The 10668-nt window shown below is 65.4% G+C and carries 12 protein-coding genes; 7 read left to right on the forward strand and 5 right to left on the reverse strand.

What is annotated here, in order from left to right; translation table 11 throughout:
• From JW929_13515 to JW929_13540, 6 genes are all read left to right on the forward strand, one after another.
• Positions 1-221 (forward strand): hypothetical protein (locus tag JW929_13515; protein ID MBN1440421.1); only part of this gene is annotated, 221 nt, incomplete at its 5' end.
• 264 nt (positions 222-485) lie between these two features.
• Positions 486-1937 (forward strand): RtcB family protein, encoded by a 1452-nt coding sequence (locus tag JW929_13520; protein MBN1440422.1) that lies wholly within the window; start codon positions 486-488, stop codon positions 1935-1937.
• A gap of 138 nt (positions 1938-2075) precedes the next feature.
• Complete coding sequence (locus JW929_13525; GenBank protein ID MBN1440423.1) at positions 2076-2714, forward strand: NUDIX hydrolase N-terminal domain-containing protein; 639 nt, start codon at positions 2076-2078, stop codon at positions 2712-2714.
• 279 nt (positions 2715-2993) lie between these two features.
• Entirely contained in the window at positions 2994-3656 is a 663-nt protein-coding gene (npdG, locus tag JW929_13530) for an NADPH-dependent F420 reductase (GenBank protein MBN1440424.1), read from the forward strand.
• Between the two features lie 18 nt (positions 3657-3674).
• Positions 3675-4451: a coenzyme F420-0:L-glutamate ligase gene (cofE, locus tag JW929_13535; GenBank protein ID MBN1440425.1), complete on the forward strand. Its 777-nt coding sequence runs from the start codon at positions 3675-3677 to the stop codon at positions 4449-4451.
• 89 nt (positions 4452-4540) lie between these two features.
• Positions 4541-4939 carry a J domain-containing protein gene (locus JW929_13540; GenBank protein MBN1440426.1) on the forward strand — a complete coding sequence of 133 codons (399 nt, stop codon included), beginning with the start codon at positions 4541-4543 and terminating at the stop codon, positions 4937-4939.
• Positions 4940-5507: 568 nt separating this feature from the next.
• Here JW929_13540 and JW929_13545 read toward each other — a convergent pair.
• Genes JW929_13545 through JW929_13565 form a run of 5 tightly spaced genes read right to left on the reverse strand, consistent with a single transcriptional unit; the run spans position 5508 to position 9660 of the window.
• Complete coding sequence (locus JW929_13545) at positions 5508-6254, reverse strand: glucose 1-dehydrogenase (GenBank protein ID MBN1440427.1); 747 nt, start codon at positions 6252-6254, stop codon at positions 5508-5510.
• Positions 6251-7156 (reverse strand): 2-hydroxy-3-oxopropionate reductase, encoded by a 906-nt coding sequence (gene garR, locus JW929_13550; protein MBN1440428.1) that lies wholly within the window; start codon positions 7154-7156, stop codon positions 6251-6253. The genes JW929_13545 and garR overlap by 4 nt, the downstream gene beginning before the upstream one ends.
• The gene (locus JW929_13555) at positions 7153-8091 is read right to left on the reverse strand and encodes a transketolase family protein (protein MBN1440429.1); all 939 of its coding nucleotides are present in this window, start codon (positions 8089-8091) and stop codon (positions 7153-7155) included. Before JW929_13555 ends, garR begins: the two co-directional genes overlap by 4 nt.
• Positions 8088-8963, reverse strand: coding sequence for a transketolase (locus JW929_13560; GenBank protein ID MBN1440430.1), 876 nt, complete (start codon positions 8961-8963; stop codon positions 8088-8090). Before JW929_13560 ends, JW929_13555 begins: the two co-directional genes overlap by 4 nt.
• A complete protein-coding gene (locus JW929_13565) occupies positions 8956-9660 on the reverse strand; it encodes a FadR family transcriptional regulator (GenBank protein ID MBN1440431.1) in 705 nt (234 codons plus the stop codon). The genes JW929_13560 and JW929_13565 overlap by 8 nt, the downstream gene beginning before the upstream one ends.
• Before the next feature lie 267 nt (positions 9661-9927).
• Here JW929_13565 and JW929_13570 point away from each other — a divergent pair, with 267 nt between their 5' ends.
• On the forward strand, positions 9928-10506 hold the full coding sequence (locus JW929_13570) for an NUDIX hydrolase (protein MBN1440432.1): 579 nt from the start codon (positions 9928-9930) through the stop codon (positions 10504-10506).
• Positions 10507-10668 lie beyond the last annotated feature (162 nt).

Raw genomic sequence — 10668 nt, forward strand, 5'->3', positions numbered from 1 at the left:
AAACCCTGGATGCCCGCTACGAACACGCGGGCATGACGAACAAAACCCTGGATGCCCGCTACGAACACGCGGGCATGACGAACAAAAGCCTGGATGCCCGCTACGGACACGCGGGCATGACGAACAAAACCCTGGATGCCCGCTACAAACACGCGGGCATGACGAACAAAAACTCTGGATGCCCGCTCCGGACATGCGGGCATGACGAACAAAAACTCTAGATGCCCGCTCCGGACACGCGGGCATGACGAACAAAACCCTGGATGCCCGCTCCGGACATGCGGGCATGACGAATAAAATCCTGGATGTCTGTCCGTGGGTGATTTTTCCGGGAACCTGCTTAACTCACGCGGGTATGACGGAGAACTCGTCACCCCCGAGCCGGTCAATCGGGGGGCCAGGGCAGACTCAGGCATTCCCGGTTATTTGTGAGCCCTGCCCGCCCGACTTTCGGTCTTTTTGCGGGAGAAGCGCGGAGATTGGCCATGGCCTCTAAAACCGATTTCCATAAAGCCGGCGAGTATCTTTGGGATCTGCCCGCCTCGCACCGCGGCGACATGCAAACGGCGGTGCGGATCATCGCCGACGACGCGCTGCTCGAGGACGCGCTCGGCGACCTGTCGGTGGAGCAGGCGGTGAACGTCGCCTGCCTGCCCGGGTTGGCGGGGCGGGTGGTGGTGATGCCGGACGTGCACCAGGGGTACGGAATGCCGATCGGCGGCGTGATGGCGGCGGATTTGGACGAGGGGGTGATCTCGCCCGGCGCGGTCGGGTACGACATCAACTGCGGCGTTCGCCTGCTTTCCACTACGCTGCCCTGGGAGGAGGCCGAACCGCATCTTGCGGATTTGGCCACCGCGCTATACCGCAATTGCCCGAGCGGCGTGGGCGAAAAAGGCAGCGTCCCGCTGACCACCGACGAATTGGACCGGGTATGCCGGGAAGGGGCGCGGTGGGCTTTGCGCAAGGGATATGCCCTGGCCGACGACGTGGAGCGCACCGAGGAGGGCGGCTGCCTCGAAGGGGCCGATCCGGAACAGGTCTCGGCCCGCGCCAAGGAGCGCGGCCGGGGTCAGTTGGGCACGCTCGGGGCGGGGAACCACTTCCTGGAGGTGGACGTGGTCGAGCAGGTGTTCGACGCGGCCGCGGCGGAGGCGATGGGATTGCGCGAGGGGCGCCTCGCTTTGCAGATCCACTGCGGATCGCGCGGCTTCGGCCACCAGATCTGCACCGACTACGTCCAGAGCTTCCAATCCGCGGTGAGGCGCTACGGCATCCGCCTGCCGGACCGCGAGCTGGTCTGCGCGCCGATCGGCTCCCCCGAAGGCCGGGCCTACCTCGGGGCGATGAAGGCCGCGGCGAACTTCGCCTTCGCCAACCGGCAAGTGCTGGCGCATCACGCCCGCCGAAGTTTCGAGGAAGTGTTCGGGGGGAAGGGAGCGCGCTGGGAATTGTGTCAGGTCTACGACATCGCCCACAACATGGCTAAGATTGAAACCCATACGATCGACGGCCGCAAGCGCAAGGTTTGCGTCCACCGCAAAGGCGCGACCCGCGCCTTCGGCCCCGGCGGCGGGGATATCCCCGCGGACTACCGGGCCCTCGGCCAGCCGGTGCTCGTCCCCGGCTCGATGGGGACGGCCTCCTGGGTTCTGCTCGGCACCCCGGCCGGCATGGAGCTCTCCTACGGCTCGTGCTGCCACGGCGCCGGCCGGCTGATGAGCCGCGCCAAGGCCAAGCGCGAGATCCGCGGCGAAAAACTACGCGGCGAGCTCGAACAGCGCGGCGTGCGCGTGCGGGCGGGCTCCCTGCCCGGGCTGGCGGAGGAGGCGCCGCAGGCCTACAAGGACGTCGACCGCGTTGTCGCCGCGGTGTGCGGCGCCGGAATTGGGAAGAAAGTGGCGCGGCTGAGGCCGGCGGCGGTGGTGAAAGGGTGAACCCCCTCCCATCCTCCCCCTCCTCTCTCCTCCCCCGTTAGCGCTGAAGAGTCGGCCCCTTCCAAAGGCGGTTGTTTCTCCGGTGGGCTAACGGGGGAAGATGGGAGGGGGCTCAATCGCAGATAAGGAGATTGTCGCATGACGGATCATCCCGACCGGCATCTGCCCCGCTGGCTGGAGTGGGCCCGCGAGATCCAGGCTCTGGCGCAGACCGGATTGCACTACGCGCCGGACGATTATCACCGCCAGAGGTATCGGCGCCTGACGGAGATCGCGGCGGAAATCACGGCCGAACATGCGGCGCTGCCTCGCGAATCGGTCATGCGGGTGTTTCTCGCACCGCGCGGGTACGCCACCCCCAAGATCGACGTGCGCGGGGCCGTCTTCCGCGGCGGAAAGATATTGCTGGTGCGGGAACGATCCGACGGCGGCTGGTGCCTGCCCGGAGGGTGGGGGGATGTGGGCGAGTTGCCTTCGGCGATGGTCGAGCGCGAGGTGCGTGAGGAAAGCGGCGTGGAAGCGCGCGCCGCCCGCGTCGCCGGCGTGTTCGACGCCAACCGCGAGGACGCGGACCGCGACGTGATGCACGTCTACAAGATCGTATTTCTGTGCGACGACCTGGGCGGGGAGCCGCACCCGAGCGACGAGACCAGCGCGGCCGGTTTTTTCGGAATCGAGGAAATCCCCGCGCTGTCCGAAAGACGGACCTCGCTGCGGATCCTGCAGGCAGTGTTCGCGCGTTGCGCGGATTCGGCGATGCCGCCGGCGTTTGATTGAGGCTCCCCTCCCTAATCCTCCCCCTCCTTTGTTGTCCCCCATTTGCCCCTTGATGGGATGTTCTGCTTCAAATGATGTCCGAGGTGCAAATGGGGGAGGGTTGGGCGGGGGAGGAAGGAGTGGGGTAGTACCCCTTCTCCGGTTGTCATCAGGGCGGAATATCGTAGAATAGGGTTCTCGCACCCGGGAGCGGTCTGCCATCATCTTTCTCTTTCTGCATCGTCGGTTCCCATTCTTACTCCCCGGGGCAAGGAAAGGAGCGCTATCGTGTCGAACAACATATTGCTGACCTTGGCCGTCATCGGGGGGACCGGCGCCGAGGGCGGGGGTTTGGCCATGCGCTGGGTCCGCTCCGGGTACCGGGTGCTGATCGGTTCGCGCTCGGCCCAAAAGGCGGCGGAACGCTGTGCGGAATTGAACCTCAAGCTCGGCGAACCCGGACTCATTTCCGGAGCCGAAAACGCCGATGCCGCCCGGCAGGCGGATCTGGCGGTGTTGGCGGTTCCCTACGCCGCGCAAAAGGAGATACTCGAAAGCATCCGGCCGGCCCTCGCCGGCAAAATCCTCATCAACGTCGGGGTGTGCATCAATCCCCAAATGCCCGCGCAGATGGAGCTTCCGCCGGGCGGATCCTCCAGCCTGGAAGCCCAGGAACAGCTCGGCCCCGAAGTGCGGGTAGTCGCGGCCTTTCAAAACGTTTCGGCCGAATACCTCGGCGATCCGGACCGGGAAATCGATTGCGACGTGCTGGTGTGCGGCGACGACGCCGAGGCCAAGGTCTCCGCGATGCGGATGGTGGAAGCCGCCGGGATGACCGCCTACGACGCCGGAGGACTGAAAAATTCGATCGCGGTCGAGGGCATCACCCCGATCCTGCTCGGGATCAACAAACGCTACCGCGCGCGCCTGGCGGGCATCCGCATCACCGGGGTTTCCCGGTAGCCGCGGACGGAACAACCCTTGGCGACGGGACGCACTTTGCGGCTGACCGCGCTGTCCGGCCTGCCGCTCGTCGAGCCGGGAGACGACCTCGCCGGATTAATCCTCGAGTCCCTGAAATCCAGCCGCCTGCGGTTGGAGGACGGGGACGTTCTGATCCTTGCCCAGAAAATCGTTTCCAAAGGCGAAGGGCGTTTGGTGAACTTAGCCGGCGTCACTCCCTCGGTCCGCGCCGTCTCGCTGGCCGCAAAGTGCGGCAAGGATCCGCGGTTTGTCGAGGTCGTCCTGCGCGAGAGCCGCGAGGTGCTGCGCGCGCGGCCGGGCCTGCTGGTGGTCGAGCACCGGCTCGGCTTCGTCTGCGCCAACGCCGGGGTGGATCGGTCGAACGTCGGATCCGGGGCCGGAGAGGGGGAATGGGTGCTGCTCTTGCCCGAGGATCCGGATTCCTCCTGCCGGCGCCTGCGCGAAAGGATGAAGCAGGCCGCGGGGGCGGACATCGGTGTAATCGTCAACGACTCGCACGGCCGCGCCTGGCGCAACGGAACCGTCGGCGTGGCGATCGGGGCGGCGGGATTGCCGGCGCTGGTAGACCTGCGCGGGCGAATGGACCTTTATGACTACCGGTTGCAGGCAACCCAGGTGGCCGCAGCCGACGAGCTGGCATCGGCCGCGTCGCTTTTAATGGGGCAGGCGGATGAAGCCCTGCCGGTGGTGCACGCCCGCGGTTTCCCCTACCGCCTGCGGGAATCCTCGCTCGCAGAGCTTCTCCGTCCGAAGGCGGAGGACGTTTTCCGCTAAGCCGCCGAAGGAAAGCAAGGCGTGATCCGGCGGAGAAAGACCGCGGGATGGGCTGGCGGCGCGCCTTGATTCCACCGGAGAGGATCGGCATGAGAATCGGTTGGACCGAAATCCTCGTCACCCTTATCATCTTCCTGCTGTCGACCGGGTTCTACAGGCTGGTTCTGCGGGAGGCCCGCCGGGCGTTCCGCAAGTCCGGCGGCGAGGACCGAGGGGCTTGTGATTCCGGCGGTCGGCCGCATGCTTCCCGCGGGGCATATCCGGGAGATGAAGCCGGATACCCGCCGGCGGAGGGGGAATCCGCCGATCCTTACGCGGTTCTCAAAATCCGTCCGCCGGCCAACCAAAGCGAAATCACCTCCGCGTACAGGAAGCTGGCGCAAATGTACCATCCGGATAAAGTGGCTGGACTGGCGCCGGAATACAAGGAAATCGCGGAAAAGAAGATGAAGCAGATCAACGCCGCGTATCAAACGTTGAAGAAATAAACCCCCGCGCCGCCTTCTCACGAAGCCTCCCCCTGGCGATCCACATCGGTTGACTCTCGATGCCAAGACCGTGCATGCGGAGGCAAGCCCGGAGAATTTATCCCGCCGGGCAGTGGCGGGAGGACGGGATGAGGGCGGAAAAAAGGCTCCGGTTACCGAATTTTCCTGCCGACATCGATCAGGCGGATCGGATATGGTGCGTTATTGTATCTACTCTCACTTTACCCTCCTGACCCCTACTCCCCCTTTTTTGTCAATCCCTCAACCCCCATCCCCTTCTCCCAGCTTATGCTGGGAGAGGGGGAGCGAGGGGATGAGGGAGAGGCTGAGGAGATCGATTTATTTGGTATTGCTTCCGATTGGCGTTTCCCCTTACGTTAACGGCCCACGTCTTTCCTAAAGCAATATCCTTCAGGCGCCCCCAAGGATAACCATTGGAGTTGATGATCTTGGGGCAAAAAAAACACACTGGGCACAAAGGAAATCACCGGGCTTCCTTTGTGTCCCGTGTGCTTTTTGCGGCCGAAATCTTTCAACCGGAGGGAATTGTGCGGTACCGATCGGCGCGCTAATCCGCGGTGACGCCCCCGTCGACCGGGAAGGATACCCCGTTGACGAAGGCCGCCTCGTCGGAGGCCAGGTACACGAATGCCGCCGCCACGTCCGCGGCGGCAGCCAGCCGGCCGAGCGGAACCTCGCCGAGGCGCTCGGCCCGGCGCGCCGGATCCTGCAGGACTTGGCGGACCAGCGGGGTGTCGACGGTGCTGGGATGGACCGAATTGCAGCGGATGTTGTCTTTGGCGCAGCGCACGGCGACGGATTTGGTCAGCAGAGTCACAGCGCCCTTCGCCGCCGCGTAGGCCTCGTTCGTGTAGCGGTGGCCGATCAGCCCGCAGATCGAGGACATGTTGAGGATCACCCCACCGCCCGACCCGCGCATGAGCGGCAGGGCGTGCTTGATGCCGAGGAACGGGCCCTTGACGTTGACCGCCAACATCCGGTCAAGCGATTCCTCGTCCATCTCCTCGATGTCCTTGCGGATGTTGATCCCCGCGTTGTTGATCAGCACGTCGATCCGGCCGGCCCGGGAAACCACCGCCCCGAGTGCGGATCTCCAGCTTTCTTCCGAGGTCACGTCCAGGAGCAGGAATTCCGCGCCGGCGATAGCCCGCGCGGTTTCCTTGCCCGCGCCCTCGTTCACGTCGCCGAGGAAGACGCGGGCGCCCTCGCGGGCGAAGGCGCGCGCGATTTCCGCGCCCAAGCCCTGGGCGGCGCCCGTCACCAACGCCGCCTTGCCGGCCAATCGCCCGCTCATGACTGCGTTCCGCCCGCGCGGATCTTTATCCCCGCGATTTTTTCATAAAACTGGATGATCCCGCCGTGGTCGTCCTTCTGTTTTCCATCCACGCGCAGGGCCTGCAGGATCTCCATGATTTGGCTCGTCAGCGGCACGGGCACGGCGAGGCTGTGGGCCGTATCCAGCGCGTTCTGCAGGTCCTTGATGTGCAGTTCGATCCGGAAGCCGGGCTTGTAGTTGCCCGCAAGGACCATCGGGGCCTTCGCGTTGAGCACGGTGCTGCCCGCCAGTCCGCCCCGGATCGCGGAGAACACGGCCTGCGGATCCACGCCGGCCTTGGCGGCCAGGGCGAAGGCCTCCGACATGGCCGCGATGTTGAGCGCGACGATGATCTGGTTGGCGAGCTTGACGACGTTGCCCGCGCCGACCCCGCCGCACAGGACTGCGCTCGAACCCATCTTCAGCAGGACGTCCTTCACCTTCTCGAACACCTCCGGCTTGCCGCCGGCCATGATTGCGAGGGTTCCGTCGATCGCCTTCGGCTCGCCCCCGGAGACCGGGGCGTCGAGCATGTCGATTCCCTTTTGCGCCAGGGCGGCGGCGATCTCCTGAGCCGCGAGCGGCGCGATCGAACTCATATCCACCAGGATGCTTCCGGGCTTGGCGCCGTGGATCAGGCCGTTTTTTCCGAGCGCGGCCTCCTTCACGTCCGGCGAGTTGGGCAGCATGGTGATCACCAGGGCGCACTGCGCGGCCACCTCCTGCGCGGACCCGGCTGCCTTGGCGCCCGCCTCCGCCAATTCGCGGATAGGCGCCGGATTGATGTCGAACACGGTCAGCGAATGGCCGGCGGCGATGAGGTTCTTCGCCATCGGCTTCCCCATGATTCCGAGGCCGATGAATCCGATGTCCATGGTCATCCCTCCAAGAGTGTCAGGACCGCCGAGGTTATCGCCTCGGCGGTAAGGCCGAAATGCGCGAGCAGCGCGCCGTAGCTTTCCGCCGACAGGCCGAACCGGTCGCCGATCCCGATCAATTCGACCGGCGCGTGCGGCGCGCCGCGCAGGGCTTCCAACAAAGCCGAGCCGAGCCCGCCGATGACGCTGTGCTCCTCGGCGGCGACGATGGCGCGGACGCCCGCCGCATGGCGGACCGCGGCTTCCCCATCCAAGGGTTTGATCGTGCCCACGTTCAGCACGCGCGCGGAAACGCCCTTGGCGTCCAGCATCCGGGCCGCGTCCAGGGCGGCGGAGACCATCACCCCCGAAGCGAAGATCGCCGCGTCGTCGCCGTCGCGCAGGGGCGTGATCTGGCCGATGCGGTAGGCCGAATCCGGCGAGGTGGTGAAGGGCAGGTCGTTGCGGTTGACGCGCAGATAGACGGGCCCCCGCCACTCCAGAATGCACTCCATCATCGCGGCTAGCTCGAGCGAATCAGCCGGGCAGAGCACGCTCATGTTGGGCAGGGCGCGCATCAGGGCGACGTCCTCCACGGATTGGTGGGTTTTGCCGTCTCCGAAATCCGAAAGCCCGCAGCTGGATCCGCAGATCCGGACGTCAAGGTTGGGGATGCAGACGGAGTTGCGCAGCTGATCGTAAACGCGGCCGGAGGCGAAGACGGCGAAGGAATGCAGGAAGGGGATTTTTCCGGCCAGCGCCAATCCCGCGGCGGTGGACACCATATTCTGTTCCGCGATCCCCATTTCGAAGTGCCTGTCCGGGTACGCCGTTTTGAACATGATCGATTGCGTGGATTTGCTCAGGTCCGCATCCAGCGCGACGACGCGCGGGTCCTTTGCGCCGAGGGCCACCAGAGCTTCGCCGTAGGCTGAGCGGGGATTCGTGGGGATGGTCATGCGGACCTTCCTTCCTCCGGCGCCGCCTGGGCCGCCTGCAGTTCGGCCAGCGCCAAGTCGTATTGCCCCTGGGTCAGGATCCCGTTATGGAAGGCGGCGGTGTCTTCCGCAAACGAGATGCCCTTGCCCTTGACCGTATCGGCGACGATGACCGTCGGCGCGCCGTGCATGCCGGAGGCGCGGTCGAGCGCGTCGAGGACGGCGGGGATGCTGTGGCCGTCGACGGTGAGGGTGTTCCAGCCGAAGGCCCGCCACTTCTCCTCGATCTGCGGGATCTCGAAAACTTCCCGCGTCGGGCCGGTGGCTTGGATCCGGTTGCGGTCGACGATGCCGGTGATGCGGTCCAAACCGAAGCGGGCCGCGGCCATCGCCGCCTCCCAAAGCTGGCCCTCCGCCAGCTCGCCGTCGCCCATGATCACGAACACGCGCGCGCCGCGGCGGTCCAGGCGCAGCGCCAGCGCCATGCCCACCCCGATCGAAAGCCCCTGGCCAAGCGATCCCGTGACGGCTTCGATCCCGGGGGTCTTGTCCATGTCGGGATGGCCCTGGAGCATGCCGCCCAGAGTCTTCACCTTTTCCCGCTCCGCGAGCGGAATCACGCCGAGTTCGATCAGCGCCGCGTATTGGATCAGCACCGAATGCCCCTTGCTGAGCAGCAGGCGGTCCCGGTCCGGATCGGCGATGTTCTTCGGGTCGAACCGCATGGCGCGGAAATACAGGGCCGCCGCGATCTCCGCCAGCGAGCACGAACCGCCCAGGTGGCCCGCCTTGCCCACGCCGATCATCCGCACCACGTGCTCGCGCAACTTCGATGCGGTCCGTTCCAGGGAGCGGATGTCGTCGGTCCGCCGGCCGTTCCGTGCGTCAGCCATTCCGGTTCCTCGCTTTCAGACGGCGGATCGTGCGGGTCACGTGCTCCTCCATGAGCGATTCCGCGAGGGGCGCATCGTGCGCCTTGACGGCCTCCACGATCCGTTTGTGGTAAGCCAATCCGTCGCTTACCCCGAGCGTGCTGACGATCCGGTCCATCGAAACGCTCAACACGCTTTTGATGATGTCGTTCACCTTGACGATGATGGGATTGCCCGTCGCCCGGGCCAGGGCGAAGTGAAAATCCAGGTCCGCGCGGGCGAACTCCCGCAGCCTTCCTTTTGTCTTGGTCATCGTCCGGTAGGCGGATTCCAGTTCGGCGATCTCCTTTTCGCCCGCCTTTTCGGCGGCCAGGGCGGCGGTTCCCTTCTCGACGATCCTCCGGTATTCGAGGACCTCGAGCAGGTCGGTTTTGTCGAGGACGATCATCGGGAAAAGGGGGTTGAAGAGGATGTCCCCCGAGTAGCGCTTGACGAACGTACCGCCGCCCTGCCGGGATTCGACCAAGCCGAGCGAGGCCAGCATGTGCAGGGCCTCGCGCAGCGAAACCCGGCTCACCCCCAGCCGGCGGGTGAGGGCGTTCTCGGAGGGGATCTTGGATCCCGGCGGCCAAGCGCCGCCGACGATCTGATCGCGCAGCTGGCGGAAGACCTGATCCTTGACCCGGGCCCGCTTGACGCGGGCGAGCGACGGTTTCATCGGCTGTAACTTGTATGATAACTTACCATAATAGGGAAGTCAACGCGCGCCGGGCGGGAGGATTCTTCGGCGGGGGCGGCCGGTGCGGGCGGGGGGGATGCCGGGCTGAGGTTTTTGACGATCCTCCGGTTGTATGATTGAATCCGCCCGCGGGGATCTCCCGGTCCGGGCGCCACAAGAAGCCGGATCCGTTCCCGCGCTCGGTGCCGGATGGAATCGGGCCGGGCGCGGACAGCTTTTTTCGATCCGCGCTTGCGGAGGATGCGCATGAAGCCGTCCGGACAGGAAAACCAACGGTCCTGGAAGGTCGTCCGTTCCGAGCCGGGGCCGGATTTGAAAATCTTCAAGGCGCGGTTTGATTGGGTCGAGAACCCGCGCAATAAGAAAAATTTCCGGGCTGTGGTCCTCGAGACCCCGGAATGGGTGAACGTCGTCGCGCTGACGGACGAAATGCGGATCCTCGCCGTCAGTCAGTTCCGGTTCGGCGTGCGCCGGCAGTCGCTGGAAATCCCGGCCGGGTTGATCGATCCGGGGGAAGCCCCCTTGCAGGCGGCGATGCGGGAGCTGGACGAGGAGACGGGCTGCGCCGCCCGCGAGTGGAAATCGCTCGGCTGGTCGTTCGCCCAGCCGGCGTTCCTTGACAACCGGGCCCATCACTTCCTGGCGCTAGGCGTCCGCAAGGTCCACGAGCCGAAGTTGGACGAGGGGGAAGATTTGGATTGCCGTGAACTGACGCTGGCGGAGGTCCGCGAGGCGGTCCGAACGGGGCGGATGCGCAATTCCATGACCCTCCTTGCCCTGTCCAAAGTGTTCGACATGCGCGAGGAGGTCCTTGATATCGAATGAAGGGATCGAGGCCTTATAAGGGGCCGTCATCCCCGAGTGGGTTTATCGGGGATCCAGGGCGGACGGTTCAGGATACACTCCGATGGTTCCTGGATGCCCGCTACGAACACGCGGGCATGACGAGGGGTTGTCACCCCCGAGTGGGTTTATCGGGGGTCCAGG

It is taken from the genome of Anaerolineales bacterium (assembly GCA_016928575.1).
Classification (GTDB): domain Bacteria; phylum Chloroflexota; class Anaerolineae; order Anaerolineales; family RBG-16-64-43; genus JAFGKK01.

Excerpts from the sequence above, each read along its gene's own strand:
- JW929_13520 (MBN1440422.1), top strand. The coding sequence starts at position 486 with ATGGCCTCTAAAACCGATTTCCATAAAGCCGGCGAGTATCTTTGGGAT.
- JW929_13525 (MBN1440423.1), top strand. The coding sequence starts at position 2,076 with ATGACGGATCATCCCGACCGGCATCTGCCCCGCTGGCTGGAGTGGGCC.
- JW929_13540 (MBN1440426.1), top strand. The coding sequence starts at position 4,541 with ATGAGAATCGGTTGGACCGAAATCCTCGTCACCCTTATCATCTTCCTG.
- JW929_13545 (MBN1440427.1), bottom strand. The coding sequence starts at position 6,254 with ATGAGCGGGCGATTGGCCGGCAAGGCGGCGTTGGTGACGGGCGCCGCC.
- garR (MBN1440428.1), bottom strand. The coding sequence starts at position 7,156 with ATGACCATGGACATCGGATTCATCGGCCTCGGAATCATGGGGAAGCCG.
- JW929_13555 (MBN1440429.1), bottom strand. The coding sequence starts at position 8,091 with ATGACCATCCCCACGAATCCCCGCTCAGCCTACGGCGAAGCTCTGGTG.
- JW929_13560 (MBN1440430.1), bottom strand. The coding sequence starts at position 8,963 with ATGGCTGACGCACGGAACGGCCGGCGGACCGACGACATCCGCTCCCTG.
- JW929_13565 (MBN1440431.1), bottom strand. The coding sequence starts at position 9,660 with ATGAAACCGTCGCTCGCCCGCGTCAAGCGGGCCCGGGTCAAGGATCAG.
- JW929_13570 (MBN1440432.1), top strand. The coding sequence starts at position 9,928 with ATGAAGCCGTCCGGACAGGAAAACCAACGGTCCTGGAAGGTCGTCCGT.